The 20,918-nt window shown below is 45.2% G+C and carries 18 protein-coding genes; 6 read left to right on the top strand and 12 right to left on the bottom strand.

Translation table 11 applies throughout. The annotated features are described in order from the left end of the window. Positions 1-217: 217 nt before the first annotated feature. The 3 genes from ACLGGO_RS15430 to ACLGGO_RS15420 all read right to left on the bottom strand — a co-directional run bounded on the left by ACLGGO_RS15430 (position 218) and on the right by ACLGGO_RS15420 (position 4,489). Positions 218-1,030 carry a sulfite exporter TauE/SafE family protein gene (locus ACLGGO_RS15430; RefSeq protein WP_446419958.1) on the bottom strand — a complete coding sequence of 271 codons (813 nt, stop codon included), beginning with the start codon at positions 1,028-1,030 and terminating at the stop codon, positions 218-220. Between the two features lie 120 nt (positions 1,031-1,150). Continuing rightward, positions 1,151-2,632 (bottom strand): M16 family metallopeptidase, encoded by a 1,482-nt coding sequence (locus tag ACLGGO_RS15425; protein WP_446419957.1) that lies wholly within the window; start codon positions 2,630-2,632, stop codon positions 1,151-1,153. Between the two features lie 264 nt (positions 2,633-2,896). Next, a complete protein-coding gene (locus ACLGGO_RS15420) occupies positions 2,897-4,489 on the bottom strand; it encodes an insulinase family protein (protein WP_446419956.1) in 1,593 nt (530 codons plus the stop codon). Positions 4,490-4,774: 285 nt separating this feature from the next. On the opposite strand from ACLGGO_RS15420, the gene ACLGGO_RS15415 reads away from it, so the two are divergent. Next, on the top strand, positions 4,775-5,389 hold the full coding sequence (locus ACLGGO_RS15415; protein ID WP_446419955.1) for a TetR/AcrR family transcriptional regulator: 615 nt from the start codon (positions 4,775-4,777) through the stop codon (positions 5,387-5,389). 20 nt (positions 5,390-5,409) lie between these two features. Here the strand turns inward: ACLGGO_RS15415 and ACLGGO_RS15410 are convergent, their stop codons facing one another. Then, the gene (locus ACLGGO_RS15410) at positions 5,410-5,853 is read right to left on the bottom strand and encodes a DUF4332 domain-containing protein (protein ID WP_446337652.1); all 444 of its coding nucleotides are present in this window, start codon (positions 5,851-5,853) and stop codon (positions 5,410-5,412) included. A gap of 130 nt (positions 5,854-5,983) precedes the next feature. Between ACLGGO_RS15410 and ACLGGO_RS15405 the strand changes: the two genes are divergently transcribed. Beyond that, a complete protein-coding gene (locus tag ACLGGO_RS15405) occupies positions 5,984-7,762 on the top strand; it encodes a metallophosphoesterase family protein (RefSeq protein WP_446419954.1) in 1,779 nt (592 codons plus the stop codon). Positions 7,763-7,841: 79 nt separating this feature from the next. Further along, complete coding sequence (locus ACLGGO_RS15400) at positions 7,842-8,438, top strand: hypothetical protein (RefSeq protein ID WP_446367931.1); 597 nt, start codon at positions 7,842-7,844, stop codon at positions 8,436-8,438. A gap of 287 nt (positions 8,439-8,725) precedes the next feature. Here ACLGGO_RS15400 and ACLGGO_RS15395 read toward each other — a convergent pair whose 3' ends face one another. Continuing rightward, positions 8,726-9,673 (bottom strand): calcium-binding protein, encoded by a 948-nt coding sequence (locus ACLGGO_RS15395; RefSeq protein WP_446419953.1) that lies wholly within the window; start codon positions 9,671-9,673, stop codon positions 8,726-8,728. Between the two features lie 1,018 nt (positions 9,674-10,691). Between ACLGGO_RS15395 and ACLGGO_RS15390 the strand changes: the two genes are divergently transcribed. Continuing rightward, positions 10,692-12,038 carry an AAA-like domain-containing protein gene (locus ACLGGO_RS15390; protein ID WP_446419952.1) on the top strand — a complete coding sequence of 449 codons (1,347 nt, stop codon included), beginning with the start codon at positions 10,692-10,694 and terminating at the stop codon, positions 12,036-12,038. A gap of 125 nt (positions 12,039-12,163) precedes the next feature. Here the strand turns inward: ACLGGO_RS15390 and ACLGGO_RS15385 are convergent, their stop codons facing one another. The 5 genes from ACLGGO_RS15385 to ychF all read right to left on the bottom strand — a co-directional run bounded on the left by ACLGGO_RS15385 (position 12,164) and on the right by ychF (position 16,972). Continuing rightward, entirely contained in the window at positions 12,164-14,125 is a 1,962-nt protein-coding gene (locus ACLGGO_RS15385; protein WP_446419951.1) for a bifunctional aldolase/short-chain dehydrogenase, read from the bottom strand. Positions 14,126-14,191: 66 nt separating this feature from the next. Beyond that, positions 14,192-14,332, bottom strand: a complete 141-nt coding sequence (locus ACLGGO_RS15380; protein ID WP_446419950.1) for a hypothetical protein — start codon at positions 14,330-14,332, stop codon at positions 14,192-14,194. Between the two features lie 292 nt (positions 14,333-14,624). Continuing rightward, entirely contained in the window at positions 14,625-15,278 is a 654-nt protein-coding gene (locus ACLGGO_RS15375) for a transposase (protein WP_446419949.1), read from the bottom strand. A 255-nt stretch (positions 15,279-15,533) separates the two neighbouring features. Further along, positions 15,534-15,794, bottom strand: a complete 261-nt coding sequence (locus ACLGGO_RS15370; protein WP_446419948.1) for a hypothetical protein — start codon at positions 15,792-15,794, stop codon at positions 15,534-15,536. Positions 15,795-15,880: 86 nt separating this feature from the next. Next, on the bottom strand, positions 15,881-16,972 hold the full coding sequence (gene ychF / locus ACLGGO_RS15365) for a redox-regulated ATPase YchF (protein ID WP_446419947.1): 1,092 nt from the start codon (positions 16,970-16,972) through the stop codon (positions 15,881-15,883). 37 nt (positions 16,973-17,009) lie between these two features. On the opposite strand from ychF, the gene ACLGGO_RS15360 reads away from it, so the two are divergent. Then, positions 17,010-18,362: a helix-hairpin-helix domain-containing protein gene (locus ACLGGO_RS15360; RefSeq protein WP_446419946.1), complete on the top strand. Its 1,353-nt coding sequence runs from the start codon at positions 17,010-17,012 to the stop codon at positions 18,360-18,362. A gap of 267 nt (positions 18,363-18,629) precedes the next feature. Then, positions 18,630-18,917 (top strand): hypothetical protein, encoded by a 288-nt coding sequence (locus ACLGGO_RS15355; RefSeq protein WP_446337663.1) that lies wholly within the window; start codon positions 18,630-18,632, stop codon positions 18,915-18,917. 550 nt (positions 18,918-19,467) lie between these two features. Here ACLGGO_RS15355 and ACLGGO_RS15350 read toward each other — a convergent pair. Both ACLGGO_RS15350 and ACLGGO_RS15345 read right to left on the bottom strand, forming a co-directional pair. Beyond that, on the bottom strand, positions 19,468-19,842 hold the full coding sequence (locus ACLGGO_RS15350) for a transposase (RefSeq protein ID WP_446337664.1): 375 nt from the start codon (positions 19,840-19,842) through the stop codon (positions 19,468-19,470). A 307-nt stretch (positions 19,843-20,149) separates the two neighbouring features. Then, on the bottom strand, positions 20,150-20,899 hold the full coding sequence (locus tag ACLGGO_RS15345) for a DUF4058 family protein (protein WP_446337665.1): 750 nt from the start codon (positions 20,897-20,899) through the stop codon (positions 20,150-20,152). Positions 20,900-20,918: the final 19 nt, after the last annotated feature.

The following is a 20,918-nucleotide window of genomic DNA, read 5'->3' as shown; positions in this document are numbered from 1 at the left end:
CTATTCTGCGCATGAAAACTTCTACTTTTCCCCTTCAAATTAGCTTCTCAAATTAGTTTGTGAGAAATGCGGGTAACACACCCTGCTACCGTTAAAGTCCCCCTTTTTGAGGAGGCGATTGAAATCGCTGCTACACAAACATAGGCGAAGCCTTCCCGAAGGGTAGTCCGCCTGCGCGGACTAGATTATCAAGGGGGTGGCTAACCCGGATTTGATATCAGCCCCCATTTATATAACTTTGCCATGCCTGCCAGAAAAAGTAAATGGCTAAGATAGCCAGTAATGTACTAAATGCTAAACTAACCACTTGATCCGGTAATTTAGGCAAAAAACGGGTACTAATTTGCGCTCCCAATAAACCCCCTGTACCCAGAAGTAACCCCTCAATCCATAACACATTCCCTTGTACAGCATGACCGACACAAGCCGAAATTGCGGTAATTACAATCACGCCTAAACTGGTTTGAATTGCCGTTTTAATGCTCTCTCCCAAGAGTAAAATTTGCAAGGGCACCATAATCACGCCTCCACCCACACCAAATACGCCAGCGAGTAAACCGGCGGCACTTCCTGTGGCAATTCTGGCTAATGCTGCTTTGCTTTTCGAGTGTGGAGTTTGTCGTTGATTTTCCGTTTCTGGAGCGTCTTGCTTTTCTCTGGCTTTCAAACGTTTGCGGAGTCGCACTAAGTAAATATTAATTAGGAGTAATAGTCCGAATGCCGCCTTTAACCAGTAGTCGGCAAATAATTCTGTTAAATAAGCGCCAATCGGCGCTGTTATTATAGCCGGAAAGCCAATGGCAATGATGCGTTTAAAATTTATGTTACCCAGCCGCCAATTCTGTAATGTACCCGAAATCGCTGTAATGACGATTGACAGGGTGCTTGTAGCAACGGCTTGTTGATAGTCATATCCTAACGTTACTAATAAAGGTACAAGAACTGTACCGCCACCGATTCCCAAAAAGCCTGCTAGGATTCCGGCAAATAAGCCAGCAGATGCAAAAATTAATAACTGGGTCGGTGTCATTGGTTATTGGTTTTATGTCTTATGTCATTCGTCCTATGTTTTTTAGAAGGGCGGGTTTAGTCAAGTTATCGGATATCAACCGAACGTTATCTGTAAAACCCACCCCTACAGGTTTAACCACTAACTGCTTTGTTCGGGAATGGTGATATCTAACGATGTGACATTGTTAGAAAGACTGGTTAAGGGAGGCTGAATTGCATCTGTATTCCCAACGACTAATGTAACCAGTTGATTGGGTTGTAGATATTTTTGAGCCACCCGTTGCACATCTTCAATCGTCGTCTCTTTCACCTTCTGCTGATAGCGGAAGAGAAAATCTTCGGGATACCCATAATATTCATACCGCATCAGCCGTGATAAGGTTTGGCTGGGATCTTGAAAGTTAAACACAAATGAGTTCAGGACTTGGTCTTTAGCAGACTCAAGTTCTTCTGGGGTAACAGGTGTGGTACGGATTTTCTCAATTTCTGAGCGAATCGCTTGAATGAAGGATACAGTTGCTTCAGAACGAGTTTGTCCACCCGCAACAAACATCCCAGGATAGTCATGGCGAGGACTCCAGAAGCCATAGACAGAATAGGCTAACCCTTGGCGCGATCGCACTTCGTTAAATAACCGTCCACCAAACCCATTCAGGATTTGATTCATCACATCCAACGCCGGATAATCAGGGTTATCAAATTCTCCACCAATATGTCCCAGATACACATAACTTTGGGTAAGTTGATCCTGATCCACGACAAATAAACCCTCTTCCTTTGCCTGAGACGCCGAGGGTACGGTTATCTCTGGGGGAGGTGATGGGGGATTCCAGTTACCAAACTTCTCCTGAATCCGCGATCGCATCTTGTCTGAATCAAAATCTCCCACGATACCCAAAATCATCCGTTCTGGATGGAAATATTTCTCATAAAATTCCACCACATCATCACGGGATATATTAGCTAGGGTTTTATATTCGATGGTGCGGGCATAGGGACTCTGATCCCCATAAATCAGTTTAGTAAATTCGCGACTGGCAATATCTTTAGGATCATCATTGCGACGGGCAATTTGTCCAGCTTGTTGCTTTTTCGCCAACTCCAGCTTATCTTCGGCAAAGGCAGGCTTTTTAATCACCTCAGCGAATAAGTCAAACACCATATCCACATCTTCACTGAGGGCATTGAAACTGGCGCTACCGACAGAGGTATCAATACCTGTTTCCACAGACGCCGCTCGTTGTTCGAGTAACTGATTCAGTTCATCCGGCGAATGTTCTGTTGTCCCACCTGTGCGGAGAACTTCTCCGGTAATATTAGCTAAGCCAACCTGATCAGCCGGTTCAAGGCGATCGCCTGTACGAATCATCGCTGTACCACTCACCAAGGGCAATTCGTGGTCTTCCATTAAATAGACGACGATGCCATTATCCAGTTGATAGCGAGTATACTCAGGAATCTGAATCTCTGACAGAGGCGGAAACGTTAACTCGGTATAATGCTTCGCCGTCGCCGCTACAGCAGGCGTGCGCGATACGATAACCAGAAGCATCGTAGCAGCCAGTAATCCAAACCAGCGCCAGACTTTGCGACCGAATCTATTCAATATAAGATTGCTCATTTGTCATTTGTCCTTCGTCATTTGTCCTTCGTCATTTGTCCTTCGTCATTTGTCCTTCGTCATTTGTCCTTCGTCATTTGTCCTTTGTCATTTGTCAGAGATTTAGAACTATTAACACAACCGAATAAAACTGAGTGTATTTCCACCCACCTACTCAATCGCCAAAACCTCTGCGTTACTCTGCGTAAACCTCTGCGTCCTCTGCGTTAAAAAACAATTCGCAAGACAACAGATTCAACCCAACAAATAACCAATGACAACAAACTATTGACTCGATAACAACCGTCCAATGGTACGATTTTCCGGCGTGAACGTCTCTTGAGCCACCCTTTGGATATCAGCCGGTGTGACTTGGGCAATTGCCTGGATTTCATTAAACAGATTACGCCAGTCGCCTGTTTTCACCTCATATTCGACTAAATTACGTGCCATCCCCATATTAGAATCAAGCGATCGCAATAAGCCAGCACGGACTTGAGTTTTCACACGTTCGAGCTCTTGAGGTGAAACGGGTTCGGTTTTGAGTTGTTCAATTTCTTCTCGCAAAGCTGTCGCCACTTCTTCAACAGTATGTCCGGGTGCAGTTAGGGCATATAGCAGCATCAGATTTGGATATTTATCTCCTGGAAAACCGCTAAATCCGGCGGCGGAGAGGGCGACTTGTTTTTCTTGGACTAACGATTTATACAGGCGAGAGGTGCGACCATCGCTGAGTAAACGCCCAATAATTTCATAAACCACATGGTCAGGATGAGTACGAGAGGGTCGATGATATCCTTCTAAATACCAGGGTTGAGACGGTAATTCCAACGTCACCTCCCGCGTTTGTTGTTGGGGAGGTTCGACTAGGGTTACTTCAGGTGCGGCAGGTTTTGCCTCATAGCGCCCGAAGTACGTTTGAGCCAACTGTTTAACCTCATCGGGATCAACATCACCCACAATGGCAACGGTTAATTCACTGGGAACATAGTAAGTTTCAAAGAATTGCCGCACGTCTTCACGAGTCAGGTTGCGGATGTCTTCGTCATAGCCAATCACAGGACGCCGATAGGGATGGACTTGGAAAGCTTCATCCAAAAAAGCCTCGATCATTTGACCGATTGGCGAGTTGTCGGTTCGCAGACGCCGTTCTTCGAGAATCACTTCTTGTTCTTTATAGAATTCGCGAAACACAGGTTCTAGGAAGCGTTCCGACTCCAAAGACATCCACAGTTCCAGTTTGTTGGAGGGGAAGCTATAGAAGTAAACTGTCGCATCGGCTGACGTGGCTGCATTTAACCCGACGCCTCCAGCTTGTTCAACGATTTGACCCAACTCATTTTGCTTGACCAAGCTAGCGGCTTGGGCTTCGACTTGGGCAAATTCCGCTTGTAATTGGACAACCTTTGCCTCGTTCCCTGCTTTTTTCGCCGCTTTAATTTGTGCCGATAACTGATCCAAGCGGTCTAACAGGGGTTTTTCTGCCTGATAATCTCGCGTTCCGATTTTCGTGGTTCCCTTAAAGGCTAAATGTTCCAGAAAGTGAGCCACACCGGTTTTGCCCACAGGTTCGTCAACACCACCAACATCAGCATAGGTGGCAAAGGAGACAACGGGGGCTTGATGCCGTTCGAGGACGATGAACTTCATCCCATTATCCAGGCGAAACTCGCTCACCTGGTCAATCACGCCATCCAAATAAGGTTGGATTGATTCAGCATTAGTGGGTGGGGTTTCGGTGCGAGCCAAAGCCCCCAATGGTATACTGCTCCATACCAGGGTTACGACTAAGAACGCTCCCAGGATGGAGCGCCATGGGTATTTTCTCAAGTGAACAGTCCAACGCGGAAAAGGCAGAATAGATCGATTTTTTGTCATTTGTCATCCTCGCGACGCGAGAAGCCAGCTACGTTATGTTAGGTGTCAGGGGTGGGGCAATAGTGACAGAACTTTATATAGTTTAGCTATTTGTAGGGGCTCTTCTGTGCCATGCCCCTACAGATTTTATTTCGGGTGTAATCCGTAGCAACTAACTTTTTGTAAATTTTCACCCGTTTGGGGGAAGAAATAACCTAGTGTAAAATACGTCTTATCTTAAAAGCGTGCCTTTTCTGGCATAGATAACTTGTCGCCCATAACCCTTGCAGCTCATTTTGGAGTCCAATGCGAATCTTACATCAGCCCCCTCAGTCAGAGACAGAGACAAAGCAGCGTATCCTAGATGCTGCCCAACGTTTATTTGCCAGTCGAGGGTATAACGGGACAACAACCCGCGACTTAGCCGCAAAAGCGGGTGTTGCTGAAGGGACTCTATTTCGCCATTTTGAGAATAAAAAAGCCATATTAGTCGAGGTGGCGACTCAAGGATGGGTGGAATTGCTCACGGATTTGCTAACTGAATTGAGCGAAATGGGGAGTTATAAAGCCGTGGCGCAGGTGATGCGGCGGCGGATGATGCGGATGCATAAAAATGCGGATATGATGCGGGTTTGCTTTATGGAAGCCCAGTTTCACCCCGATTTACGCGATCGCATCCAGTCGGAAGTCATTGCTAAAATGTCTAATGTGGCGGAAGCATTCTTTGAAACGGCGATGGAGCGGGGGATCTATCGCCGTACTAACCCCAAGGTTGTTGCCAGGGTATTTTTAGGTATGTTTGCTGTGGCGGGGTTTAGCGATGAGACAATTATGGAACCAGGTGCCTCCCTTAAAGATGTGCAAGAAATGGCAGAAGGCATTGCTGATATTTTCCTTAATGGTGTCTTAGCCAAGGAGTAGAGACGTTGCATGGAACGTCTCTACAACTTAGGCAATTCCTGTGCTTGTTGAATCCAAGCAGCGACTTGATCAACAGTAGGAGACAGATCACGGCGTTGCATCGTTGCTACTTGGAGTCGTAAAATTTGCTGGTGTAACTTGTGAGTCGGGGTTTGAGCAAGCTGCTTTACTGAAATAATGCCAGCGTGCAGCAATAACCCGCAGTAGTCATAGCCAATACTAGGTACGCGAGCTAAATCAGCCAGTGCTACCCATTTATGCACATATTGTGCCTTGATTTGCAGTTGATTGGCTAGGACTTGTTGAGATTGGCGACTATTGGCGAGTTTGAGGAGTTGAGTCGTTGTCGTAATTCCCTGTTGCTGAAGCTTAGCGCAATCTTGCTCACTCAATCCAGGAAGATGTTCAATGGCGCGATCGCATACTGGAATAGTACGACGAGGGATTTTGGGTTGCTTAGACATTTTAGGGCATAAATTAGGTCGGCACAATTAAAAGAAACGAGTCATGTAATGCTGTAGACAGCATCCTATCCTCACTTATTGCTAAAGTAAACTTGACTCCATCTATCCAGTCTTGTCTCGAAGACGATTCATGGTCAATCGTTTAAGCAGTCGCCCACAACTCATAGCGGTGTTAGTTTTCGTCTTCATTGCCCTTGCACCCCTTGTCGTGATCTTTACCCAACAACCCCCTTACCTCTCCCCACCGCAACTGCTGAGTGATCCGTTTTTACAATTGCCTACCGACACCTCTGTGCGTGTGGTTTGGTTTACAGAATTTTCTGGAACCCGTCATAGTGTAGCTTATGGACAAGGACTAAGACAGGTTGCGATCGCCAACACCACCAAACTCACTCGCACCCGGGAAGACCAAAAATCCCGTGTTGGAGAACAAACCGAAGATGCTCTAGTTTACCAAAAACCGACGCCAAGGGATATCTGGCGACATGAAGCCAAGGTAACTCGACTCACTCCCGGTCAACGAGTTCCCTATCGAGTCACTAGCGTGCGGAATGATGGGCAAATTGTCAAGAGTAACCCCTTTACCTTAGCCTCTGCACCTCCACCTCATACCCCCCTAAAAATCCTGCTCACCTCGGATCACCAACTCATGCCAATGACAGCCGTCAATCTACAAAAGGTAGCAGAAACCGTGGGGAATGTGGATGCCGTTTTTCTCGCCGGAGACTTAGTAAATATTCCCGATCGCGCTTCCGAATGGTTTGATGATAATCGCGGCGGTGCTTTCTTCCCAGCACTTCAGGGACATGCTGATTATAAACTGGAGTACAATAACATCACCACCCTCTACACCGGGGGTGAATTAATTCAACATGCGCCCTTATTTCCCGCCACTGGAAATCACGAGGTTATGGGACGATTTTCTACAGATAGCGGATTAAATGATCAGTTCAATGACCCCCTTCCTCGCCAAGTTGCAGCAGAAATTTATCAACAAATCTCTTCCCTATTAAACCCTAACCACAATCCCAACGGGCTCAAAGATAATTCCTTTAATACCGATACATACAACGAGATTTTTACCCTACCGAGTAACGAGAACTATTATGCCATTACCTTTGGTGATATTCGTCTAATTTCCCTGTACATTACGAATATCTGGAGAACTCCCAGCCTCAAACCGAATGCCAAAGGACGATATCGGGAACGGGAAGCGGATTTAAATAATCCTACCGCTTGGGGATATGGACAGCATATTTTTGAACCAATTAAACCGGGAAGTCCTCAGTCTAACTGGCTCAAGGCTGAACTCAACAGTCCAGAGTTCCAACAAGCCAAATACAAAATCGTTATGTTTCATCATCCTCCCCATTCTTTAGGAGATAATATTGTCCCGCCTTATACTGACCCCATACAAACTATTGAACGGGATAGAAAAGGCAAAATTACGGCGGTGCGTTATGACTATCCCCACCAAGCCGATTATATTATTCGGGATGTGATCCCCTTACTCGAAACCGCAGGTGTGCAACTGGTTTTATATGGACATTCCCATCTCTGGAATCGCTTTGTGAATTCTCAGGGAATCCATTTTCTGGAATCATCAAATGTGGGGAATACCTATGGGGCTTACCTGGGCGAAAAACAGCGCCAAGTGCCAAAGGGAAAAGAGTATGCCGCTACAGGAGATCCCAATGGATTAGAACCGATTCTGCCAACGATTGCACCATTACGGGGGGAAGATAACCAACCCTTACCTTATATTGCCAGTAAAGATATCACCGTATTTAGTATTTTAGATACCAGCACAGGAATCGTCAGTAGTTATCGCTTTGATACCACAAAACTAGACTCAGATGTAATTGAATTTGATGAATTTAAAGTCGCTCCGGTTCGTAGGGTGCGTTAGCGCTTGCGTCACGCACCTTTACCCTGGGGTACAATAAAATATAAAAAATAAAATTCGTGAACAAAGTGGTAGACAACCTATGGCATTTACAGACTTCAAATCCCTGGCTCAAGTTCAACAAGAATACAATATCAAGTATTCAGAAGAGAGCTTTATTTCATATATTGACTTGAACCCTTCAGATGATTTCCGTAACGAATTTGAATTTAACCTAGAAAATATAGATGTTTTTACATCTGAAGCCTCTCGCTGTGAGAATGTTATTTATCCAATCTTAAGAGAAGTCTATAAAAGCTTTGTTGACAACTACACACTCTGGAGTCATAAATCCATTACTTATGACCATAAACTCACAGGCACACCGGATTATTTAATATCAACAAAATCAGAACTCGGAAAAACTATTCTGGGTTTACCGCTTATTGTCGTTGTTGAAGCCAAACAGAATAACTTTATTGAAGGGTGGGGGCAATGCCTTGCGGAGTTAATTGCCGCACAGAAGATGAACCAGAATGAAACACAACCTGTCTATGGCATTGTTACCGATGGAGAATTATGGCAACTGGGGCGGCTTGTATTAGATACTTTTACCAAAGAGAAAACCCGAATCGCGATTACAGATTTAGATAAACTATTTGGCGCGATCGCGTTTCTATTAACGGCATTGAAACCGTAGGGGCGCACGGCGTGCGCCCTGAGATTAACGGCGTGCACCCTGACATTAACGGCGTACACCCTGACATTAACGGCGTGCACCCTGAGATTTACGGCGTGCACCCTGACATTAACGGCGTGCACCCTGAGATTTACGGCGTGCACCCTGGTACTAGATTGACACAGCTAAAATGGTGGATTAGATATGTCGATTTTATGGGCGCATGCCATGCGCCCCTACGGTTTCGGGGCGCAAGATTAATTGATCAAATAAGGTGTGCCGAGCCAATACCCTGACATTTTCAGCGATTAAACCGTGACGAAATTCGCCGCCGTGAGCGTGGTTGTATCCACCCCATTCAGGATAGCCAGAACATCACTACCAACCAGGATTTCATCGCCACTAAAGGTGAGAGAACCTAAGTCCAAACCACCAGAAAGACCAATCAAATCTGTAGTAACCTGGAAGTCACTAATCGTATCAGTACCTTCCCCAGGGGCGAAGACAAAGGTATCGCCACCCTTACCACCGGTTAACAAGTCATCCCCGGCACCGCCTGTGAGGATGTCAGCACCTTTGCCACCATCAAGAATATCGTTACCTGCACCGCCGTTGAGAATGTCATCGCCGCCAGCACCGATATTCAGATCATCTCCCAGTAGCAAGTCATCACCATTACCACCATTGACGACATCCCCACCCCTGCCACCGATTAAGGTATCATTGCCTGCCAAACCGTCGAGGGTATCTGCACCATTGCCACCGTTGAGAAAGTCATCCCCGGCGTCACCGCTGAGGGCATCAACGCCATTACCGCCGTCGATAATTAGTCCAGCAACGGCAGTCACTCCTACCGTCACCGCACCCGTACTACTTTCGATGCCATCGCTGAGGGTATAGTTAAAGCTAGCATCCCCGGTGAAACTATTATCTGGGCTGAAGATGATAAAGTCATCGCTAAAATCACCCACAGTACCATTATCATTGAGGGTGACAGTGCCGCCTACTGCGTCGCTAACCCCAGTGATGCGTAAATCCGAAGCTGGGTTATCGGCATCGGTGTCATTGGCGAGGAGGGTGCTGACGTCAATGGTGAGGGGGGTATTTTGAGCTGTGGTAACGCTGTCGGCATTGGCAACAGGAGCTAGTTCATATTGAAAATCATCATAGCCAATACCACCGCCATCAGTGATGGTGTTGATACTAATGCGGGTAATGTTACTAAATGAGGATAAATCGATAAGATCTGGGTTCAAGCCATTTCCATCGGTGACGAGATTAACGGTTTCAATCGATCCATCAGCCGTATAGACAGTAATCAGAGCTGCCGTACCATTGGTATCGTCACCTATTACCCTAAAGGAGAGATTATTAACGGGTTGCTCAAAGTCTAGGTAAAGGTTTTGGTTCGCATCAAGATTGCCACTTAGATTTGTTACACCGATGAGGTTTGGACTAGAGGTGTTGAAAAGAGGAGCTAAGCTGAGTGTCTAGACATTATAGCCTGATTCCGTTGAAAATGTTACTCCGTCGTACTGATCACTGACAACTGCACCAGCAGATAAATCGTCAAAATTGATTACTGTCGGCATGACTTATCACCTTTATCGTTAGTTTTTATTGTTTTGGAGTTGAACCGTTAGAACTACTCTAGCCAGATTACAGAACGAAAAAAACACATAAAGTTAGCTATTGCTCCTGCCCTAATCTTCACCAAATTTTCCCCACAAATTCATGGAGTCTTTACAAAAACGGGTTGACGTTTGACTGGGCTTTATTTATGAACAAGCATTGATTACATAATTTCTTTTTTTTGTCAATATATTAAATTAGCTAATTTTACCGTTCAAGTTAGCGACTTTAGGCGGGAGCCATGTGATATCCTAATATCTATTCAGGTAACAACCTTTTGACGGTATGTGGCGTCAAGTCAGCGTGAATGGTGTAGGGGCGGGTTTCACCACTATCTTTTCGGTTGCAACCATAAGTAACTAAACCCGCCCCGACTCAGGTTTCTAGACTTCCCATGACAAGTCAGATGCCCCTGAGTGAAGCAAAGGGTCAAAATTATCCCATTGGCTAGGGGCGGGTTTAGTCTTTAGTAATTCGCCATCTTCAACTAGAGGGATGGTTCAAATTATCCCATTGGCTAGGGGCGGGTTTAGTCTCATCGGGGTTAACAACGAAAAGATAGTCGTAAAACCCGCCCCTACAGTCAAATTTTACCTGTGAACTGTCGTTTTTTTCCTCAACACTGTTTCAATGGGTTGTGATATGCATTCTACTCAAGAGCTATTTGATTTCGCCCTGGAATCCATCAAAAATAAAACTCAAACCGAACTGAACTATATCCAGAAAATCTTACTCTGGGAAGTCCTGAATAATCCCCAAAAAAGCTATCGGGAAATTGCCGAAGAGCAAAATTATTCGGAGCGATATATTAGCCATACTATTGCGCCGCAATTATGGGAAAAGCTTACTTATGTCTGGGGAGAAAAAATTGGCAAAAAAAATTGTTACGTTCAGTTATCTAACCGACTCGCACAAAAAAAGCAACTCTACCCGTCTGAGTTAAGCCCAAACCAACAAGGGATTTCCTGCCAATTGCCCGGTAGCCCCATTCCCTTAGAGTCTCCGTTTTATATCGAACGCTCTCCCATCGAATCCAAGTGTTATCAAGAAATTCTCAAACCTGGTGGATTCCTGCGAATTACCTCTGCAAAAAAGATGGGAAAAACCTCTCTAGCGCAACGAATTATCAACCGGGCTAAACAGTACAACTTTCCCACAGTATACATCAGCTTAAACTTAGTCGAGAGTCAACTATTCAGTTCCACCGCAAAATTCTGGCGCTGGTTTTGTGCCAACCTGACTCGACAGCTTGAGTTAGCGTCTCAACTCGATGACTACTGGGATGAAGATATGGGCAGTTTAGTCAGTTGTACTGCCTATGTCCAAGACTATATCCTGCCAGCCATCGATTCTCCGATACTCCTGGTATTAGATGATGTGAACCAGTTGTTTAACTTTCCCTCCTTAAGCCATGACTTTTTAGCCGTGTTGCGTAGCTGGCATGAGCAAATAAACTACAATGTAATTTGGCAAAACCTGAGACTGGTACTCGTTAAGTCAACCGATTGTTATATTGCCTTAGATGTGAATAAATCACCGTTTACTGTCGGGTTATCCTTAAGTTTACCCAGGTTTACCGCTGATCAGGTTGAAGAATTAGCCCGACAGTATGGAGTTCAGTTATCATCAACGGAATTAGCCGAACTGATGAGTTTATTCGGCGGATTTCCCTATTTAGTGAATTTAGCGCTTTATCATAGCGTGTTTGACGATATCCCGTTAAGGGAATTATTCAGCACAGCCACCAGTGAAACCGGAATTTTCAGCCAATATTTGCACGAAGAATTAAACTATCTGCAAAACTATCCTGAGTTAGAGACAGGTTTTAAGCAAGTTTTGAGGGCGCAAGCACCTGTGGAATTAGAGCAAGTACTAGGATTTAAGTTAAAGAGTTTAGGTTTGGTGGATCTCAATGAAACCACGGCTACGGTGAGTTGTCAGTTGTATCAAGAGTATTTTAGCTATGCGACTCAATTGATCATTGGTTAGGGCGTCGGTTAATAAACCGGGTTATGAAAATGAAATGCTGATAGGAGAGTTGTTATTTTTACGAGAAACCCGGTTTCGGGGAATAATTGAATTAGTGAATGGGGCGAAAGCCTCCAATCTCTACTCTAAACAACTCGTTCATTGCCGCCGTCAATGGGAATATTCGCCGCTGTTGTTTTACTGAATAAATTTCCACAGAGTTCTACGGCTAATTCGGCGACATCATGGCTAGTTATTTCAACGTTGAGCAGATTATTGGTTTTATATTCGTCTACCGTTAAACCATAAGCAGCCGCACGAGACTTTAATACCTCTTCTGTCCAAATTCCGGTATCAAAAACGGCATTCGGATGTACAGAATTGATCCGAATTTTATCTTGACTCCATTCCAAAGCCGCCACCCGTGTCAATTGATTTAACGCCGCTTTAGACGCCGAATAAGCGGCTGCACCCACTCCAGGTGCATAGACATTTTTCGAGCCAATAACGACAACTCGACCGCCTTTGGGGGCTAATTTTAAAAAAGGATGACATTCTCTCATTAAAATTAAGTTAGCATCCAAATTAATAGTGATCACCTTTCGCCATTCCTGGGTCGATAAATCTTTAATCGGACACCCCCCTGGAAAGATGCCCGCATTGAGGATTAAGATATCTAAACCCCCAAATTTACGAATCGCTTTTTCTAGACTTTGAGTAATAGCGGTTTCATCGGTGACATCACAAGTTATGCCGATAAAGTCAGGACGATTATACAGGGTTTCAATATCCTTATTTATATCTAAACCCACAACAGCAGCACCTCGTTTTAAGAGAGAGTCTACACAGGCTTTACCAATACCCGACGCGGCTCCTGTAACTAAGGCAATTTCGCCAGTGAAGGCGGGTTCTTTTCCTCCTTTCTTTAATTTGGCTTGTTCTAACTCCCAATATTCGACGGCAAAGATATCTTGGGCGGATAGGGGTTTATATTCCTCTAAGTTGGTCGCCGTTTCGATGACATCAATGGTATGATCATAGATATCAGCGACAATATTTGCCGCTTTAATCGTTTTGCCAATGGTACAGAGTCCTAGTTCTGGATCTAGGATAACTCGGGGAATGGTATCTAATATAGTATGCTCAGGACTAGCATGAGTTTGGAAATAGTCTTGATAGGCTTGACTATAGGCTTCAACATCTTGACCGATTAAAGGCAGACGCTTGGTGCGAATCACATGATCCGGTGTCGCTGGACCTTGTTGAGAAATTACCCCAATATCTTCGCGTTGGGCAAACGCCATATATTTAGGCGATTGATGACTGGATAAAATAACCGGAAATCCGGTTATTGTTGAAAGTTTATGACGTAACTTTGCTAAGGGTGTAGCTAAAGGTTTTTCTTGCCAAACACTACTGGGAGACGGAGAATAAGCGTTATGGTTATGTAAATAGTCTTCCGCTGCACTAACCAGTGAAATCATTCGGTCATAAGACTCTTTAGCGGTATCCCCAAAGGAAAAAATACCATGATTCATCAAAACCATTCCGATAGTATTTTCATCGGCTTCTACTGGAAATTTCTCTCCACACAATCTGGCTAAATCGAATCCCGGCATAATATAGGGAATGATCACAACTTTCTCACCATAAATTTCCTTAATTCTCTGCAAACCGTTGGGAGTATTGGTAATGGTGACAATCGCATCGGCATGGGTATGATCCACATATTTGTGGGGTAAAATGGCATGGAGAATAGTTTCAACAGAAGGAGAAGGGGCTGTAGCAACAGTCATCTGAGTTTTCAGCTCATTGACCATCTGAGAATCAGATAAAGCGGGAAGTTTGGCTAATTTCAACAGATGCGCCATTCTCACGGGAGCAAACCCTTCTTTTTCAATCGTGGCTAAATCCCAACCACTCCCTTTGACATAAAGAATGTCTTCTCCTTCTCCGACTAGGTTTTTTTCGGTGATTTTGACCGAGGTATTGCCGCCTCCATGCAAAACTAAAGATGGATCTTTTCCTAAGAGACGAGATGTATAAACTCGCAGTTCTAAGTCACTTTGATATTGACTGGCTTCTTGAGGATTCCAGAGATTTTTCATCGTTAATCTGTATGTTGGGTTTGACACTCTCTTGTGTAAAAATAGCGGATACGGACACAATAGAGTTCAATCATTATACGGGTTTTCCGGTGTACAATGGCAAGGCGCGATCGCACCTGGGTTATCTGGATTGATCACGATTTCCATCGGTTCATCCATTCGTAGGGGCGCACGGCGTGCGCCCATGATGTCGGTGGTTGTCGCCATGGCGTTTCCTTTGTGTATCCTGGGGAGAAGCGATCGCGCTTAGGTTATCTTCAATTTACCCAGATTATCTGGATTAACCACGGTTTACGTTCATCCAGATTATTGCCTTGGGGTTTTTTGGGTGTAACATCGTCCATGCGATCGCGCCTGGGTTATTTTAAATGTACCTGGGTTATCTGGATTGATCACGATTTCCATCGGTTCATTCATTCGTAGGGGTGCACGCCAGGTAATGGGCGCACGCCATGCGCCCCTACAGTTGGCAACGGGGGTGGATTTAAACGGCGGGTGATTAGAATGGTAAATCTAATTCCATTGATTGATAATTGGGATCATGGTACGGGTTGTCTGCGTCAGATTCCCATCGACGGGGATTGTTGATAATGTAGTTTCGGATGTTGAATAATGATTTTTGATTGCGAATGATATGTTCGTAATAGTTCCGTTGCCAAATGGGAGTTCCAATTGATTGACGCATCAAGTTAATGCGTTTGGTGACAGTGGATTTAAACCCAGCAATAAATGAGGATAAGGAACGAGCTGGGCGATGGATGGGTAAATTGGATAAGGGTGTATCGGGTTGTTTCCCTGTGGGGGAAGTGTATTCAAATTGAGGAAACCCAGGGTTGTTTCCCTTATCGATTGGATCAATGGGATGATTATTTCTTTCTTTTGATGGGGTAATGATGACAATACCGTGGAGATGATTGGGCATAATTATCCATGCATCCAATTGGATTTCTTGGCGTAATTGAGCCGAATACAGCCATTCTTGGGCGACAATCTTACCAATTTGATTTAAACCCATTTTCCCGTTGCGAATTTCGCCAAACCAGCAGTGGCGTTGGTATGTGCAAAGGGTGACAAAATATGCCCCAGGTTGGGCGTAATTGTAACCCTTGAGGCGAATCGAATGGCGATGATAGTAATCTGGGTGAAAATTCATAACCAATTGGCGATCGCAAGATTATTTTACCGGAAAAGCGATGGGTGAAGGCTCCCACGCTCTTTAGCTGGGAGATGAAACCGAGCGAACCGTCTAGGTAGCGAATTTATTCGCCAGTCAAATAATTCGGATAACGTTCTACTATTGTGGTAATGTAAATACAAGTCGCGGGAGGGCATTCCGAGACTATAAACGGACGTGGAGAGGGTGTAAGACCTCATTTGGAGGCAACCTTCAGCGAAGCGTCAACCCCAATCAGCGACCACCCCTAAAAAGGTGGCGTGGTGAGGAATCCCCCGCGCTCTTTAGCCGGGGGAGGATGTCAACTGTCTGTCTGCCCATCCGTCCATCCATCGGTTCATCCATTCGTAGGGGCGCACGGCGTGCGCCCATCCCACGGCGTGCGCCCATCCATAATCTCAGGGGTTGTCGCCGTACCGTTTCCTTTGTGTATGATCGTCGATGCGATCGCGCTTGGGTTATTTTAAATGTACCCCGATGATCGGGATTGACCACGGTTTAATAGGCGCACACCAGGTAAAGGGCGCACGCCACTGGGTAATGGGCGCACAACCTACGCCCCTACGGGTTCCGCACCCGGTTTAAACATTGAACCGAAATAGCATCACATCGCCTTCTTGTACCACATACTCTTTCCCTTCCGCCCGCACTAATCCTTTGTCCTTCGCCGCATTCATTGAACCAGACGCCACTAAATCATCATAAGCAACCGTTTCCGCCCGAATAAAACCCCGCTCAAAATCAGTGTGAATCGCGCCGGCGGCTTGGGGTGCTTTCATTCCTGCTGTAATCGTCCAAGCACGGGTTTCTTTGGGTCCGGTGGTTAGAAAGGTGCGTAATCCTAATAAGTTGTATGTAGCGCGAATTAAGGATTTTAATCCCCCTTCTTCCACGCCTAATGACTCCAAGAAATCTCCCCGTTCATCTTCCGGTAACTCAACTAATTCCGACTCCACTTGCGCCGAAACCACCACGACTTCCGCTGTCTCAGCCGTGGCTACTTGTCGGACTTGTTCCACCCATTCATTCCCAGTCGCTAAATCATCTTCTGACACATTCGCCGCGTATATAATCGGTTTAGCACTGAGTAATCCAAAAGGCTTCACCGCCTCGGCTTCGTCTTCAGTTAAACTGATATTCCGCGCCGATTTGCCTTCATTCAAGCCCGCGCTCAACTTTTCCAAGGCTTCCAGTTCCAACTGCGCCTCTTTACTCGTGCGCGCCTGCTTGCGGGTGCGTTCCATGCGGCGTTCCACTTGGGCTAAATCTGCTAACGCCAGTTCCAGATTAATCACGTCAATGTCGCGCACTGGATCAACGGAACCGGAAACATGGATAATATTCTCATCATCAAAGCAGCGCACAACATGGACAATGGCATCTACTTCCCGGATATTGGCTAAAAATTGGTTACCGAGTCCCTCACCTTTACTCGCCCCCTTCACCAATCCAGCAATATCGACAAACTCAATCCGAGTTGGCACAATTGCGACAGAGGTGGAAATCTTTGCCAGCACGGACAACCGTTCATCTGGTACAGCAACAACCCCGACATTCGGCTCAATCGTACAGAAGGGGAAATTCGCCGCCTCTGCTTTAGCATTGGCGACGAGGGCATTAAATAAGGTAGATTTGCCTACGTTGGGCAATCCCACAATTCCGGCTCTTAACATGTCAGGACAATTTGGAAACGATTAAGGAGTTCTAAACGTGGTTAAAATTATCGGTCGCAAACCCTTGGGTACTCAACCAGTCTATGACATTGGCGTCGAGCGCGACCATAATTTTATGCTCTTCAATGGCTCGGTGGCGTCAAATTGCTTTAACAAGTCCCACTCCACGGCTTATGGATATGTTACCTATCAAACGGCTTATCTGAAAGCCAATCATCCGGTGGAGTACATGACGGCGCTGCTGACGGCTAGTAGTGGGAATCAGGATAAGGTACAGAAGTACATCGCCACCTGTGCGACGATGAACATCGATGTCTTGCAACCGGATATTAACCGATCGCAGGTCGATTTTACCCCAGTCTCTGGCAAAATCTTATTCGGACTCTCGGCGATTCGGAATTTGGGCGAGGGGGCGATTGACAATATCCTCCAGAAACGGGAAAAAAGAGGGGACTTTCAGTCATTAGCCGATTTTTGCGATCGCGTGGATTTGCGGGTGGTGAATCGTCGCACCTTGGAATCCCTGATTTACTCCGGGGCGTTTGATAGCCTAGAACCGAATCGCAAACAACTGATTCAAGACTTAGATGTGCTGATTAGTTGGGCGCAAGATCGAGCGAAGGATCGAGAGAGTGGTCAAATCAATATTTTTGATATGTTAGGAAGCGCTGATAATAACGACAGTGATGGGAATGATGCCTGGAAAGCCGCCCCAAAAACACCGAGGGTTGATGATTTCTCGGCTCAAGAAAAGCTACAGCAAGAAAAAGAATTGCTCGGCTTCTACGTCTCAGATAACCCCCTAAAATCCGTGCGTCAAGTCGCCAATCAGGTACTTATGCCGATTAACCTCAACGAGTTAGGCGAGCAAAGTAAACGCACAATGCTTAGTGCTATTGTCATGTTGGCTGAGGTAAAATTTCACAATACCAAAACAAGCGGCGAACGCATGGCATTTGTGCAAATGGAAGACCTTACAGGTCAAGCTGATGGCGTGATTTTTCCTAAAACTTTTGAGCGGATTAGTTGCTTAATTGAAAAAGATGCCCGTCTAATTGTTTGGGGCAAAGCAGATGAACGAGATGAGAAAATCCAGATGATCATCGAAGACGTCGAACCCATTGAAAAGGCACAAATGATTATCGTGGAACTGACCCCCCAGCACGTAAACAAAAAGACCATGGAATATCTGAAAGCGATTTTGCAAGAACAATCAGGGGAGAGGAAACCGCAAAAAGTGCCAGTTATCGCTAGGGTTGGGGCGTTAAATCAGAGTCAATTTGTGCGCTTTGATCCTAAATACTGGGTACAAGATTATGAAGGTATGGTTGACAGGCTGAAGTCGGCGGGATTTCAAGCTCGAACCAAGGCGCTGACGCCAACTAAATAATCAGGATTTATGCAAATTCCCCCATAGGCGCTACCTGTAGGGGACTCTTCCTGAACATCCGTGTCAACTTACTGTGGATAGGGTTGCTGCGTAAGCCCTGAAGTTGAAACCAATGAGAGCTTGCGCCCCCACCGATGTACCGCATCAGACGGGAAATTGCTATATTTATAATTTTTTTACAACAGAAAGTGCCATCTTTGCAATTCCTTCATATTCTTTCATTTAGGATGATCGACAGATACCAAATGATTAACTGGGAAAAGCAACATGCCCGAATATCAATGGAAGCTGGCTATCGTCGAACGCAACCTGTTGTATTCTAACTGGATAAAGTTGATGCCAGAGGCACAAGAGCGAATGTTAGAGGAAGCTGAAGAATTGATTAGGGAGTTACCGCTATTAGATAAGCAACGATTACTTGCATTTTTGGCAAGTCTTAAAAACTATACCGAAAAACATTTTCACCATAAAATTCAGCAGATTGTTAGCCATCATATCCGAATAAATTCACAAAATATTATCGGGATAACCTTGCTCTCTGGTAGTACCGTATAACGGATAGAATTGGATTGACATCCACCCAAAACCCTGTAGAGACGTAGCATGCTACGTCTCTACTTCCTCAGAGTGTCCCAGTTAGCGGTCGAGACTTTTTCGACACACAGTCTTACACTTGGATGTAAGGAAAGTTTCCTAACCGTCAGTAGTCGCAGAGGGAGTGAAAGACTGTATCCTCAGTCTTACCTATCTCTGGGATTAGTTTCATTAGGGTTATCTACCGTTAACGATTATGCTGTCACCATTTTTCATACTATTCCTCTATACTTCGCTTTGGGTTTGGTTTTTTGGTGGATTTACTGCCAAAAAACCAGATAAAAAAAAGACACCCGAAGAACAGTTGGGAGAATCATTGTCTAAATACCTTTCTTCCTTGGACATTCCTAAAAAGAGTTAACCGATTAAGTTGACAAATCTCCAATACCTTTAGACAGACCCCACCCTAACCCTCCCCTTATAAGGGGAGGAATCAGGGAACTCAAACGGCTTTGGTTTAGGGGGTTAATGTCACAACAGATAGGATAAAAAACTCACTGGACTTGTTAATTCACTCAAAATCAATTTCAACAAGTCGCTGTAGCAAGTCTGCCTCTTGAGTCATTGCCTGACGAATCCGGGCAATCATATACGAGGCAGTATTCTTATTGACTCCAATTTTCTTCGCTAACTGACGCACACTGATCCGTTCCAGAGGATTGAGAACCAGATAAATTGCCAGAACCCATTTTTCTAAGTCAACATGAGTTTTGTGAAATAGAGTCCCAACTGTAACGCTATATGAAGTAAAGCATTCGTTACATTGATATCGGCGTTCTTTTTTTAAGCGTCGAGAATGAGTGGATTGGCAATAGGGGCATTGGGGATACTTACCCCACCGGATTTGTTCGAGACGGGCAAGGTAATTCTCGTTTTTTTGGCTCATCTTTAGTTCCAAAATCTGATGAACCAAAGATGGATGATAAAACTAAAGTAAAGAGGTGTTTTACATCATAGAATGTTGCATAAAAATGCCCAGGCAATCTGCCTAGGCGCTAAATTGACTCACTCTAAAATTTCTGGGACTCAAGTGCGGAATATGGGATTTAAGTACCTGGAGATAAAGTATGTACGCTGTACTAATAAATGTTAAGAATCCTCAAATCCTGACTATTCCCCGTTCCCTATTAAGAGTTCCCTTGTCCTCATGCTCAACTTTAATTGTGTCCGACTAATTCAAGTGTGATGGGGTACTACCGTAAGGTATCTAGCCAAGCCATATTTGCTTCACTCAGGGCGGGTTCTGGCGGCATCGAATAGTCAATCACCAGGTCAAGGGCTGCTTCCTGGTAGGCTTGTTCAAGTAAGGTAGCTAAATCGATCGCAGGTTCAACGTCTACGGCGCTCAGGGGTAATAAAAACACGGGTATTGGCTCCCGCAGATTGAAGGGATAGCGTTCTGCAGCAGGTCTTTCATCGGCTCGACTGACCAGGATTTGATAGTCTGCTTTGCATCCACCTTGGACAGGCATGGGTTCACCGCTTCTGAGCAGATCAATTTCGACCAAATGGGTTTGGCTGCTGAGCAAGGTTTGACGCTTTTTTAGGTACTGCGATCGCCCTTCGCCGGATCGTTTATTCTTGGGTGATAGCACTTCAATAACCGTAATAACCTTGCGAGTAGCCACTTCGCGAATTTCCAAAAAGCGTTCAGTGACTTCTTCGAGCATGGGTACCGTCACGCGCTCAGGCTGGCTCAAAACGGCGGCTGAGGTAGAGGTTGTAGTGCGATTAGGCGTTTGCTGAACCACTGTTGTATCAGGAATACCGACTAAAACAGAATCCAAATAAACCCGCTTATCGACAGCCGCCCGATATTTGGGGTTAAGTACTGGGTTGAGTGTCCTCATTAATCCACTAATTAACCCATAATGGACTTCGGGCCAAATGTCTGGTCGTTCCAGGTAGGGGTTCATGCCAGGAAAATTAGGTTTACCAGTCATATCAAGTCCGGTAGATTCG

Origin of the sequence: Coleofasciculus sp., assembly GCF_046565525.1 — a bacterium.
Lineage (GTDB): Bacteria > Cyanobacteriota > Cyanobacteriia > Cyanobacteriales > Coleofasciculaceae > Coleofasciculus.
The sequence above is the reverse complement of the archived record's forward strand: the minus strand, read 5'-3'. Positions and strand labels throughout refer to the sequence as shown.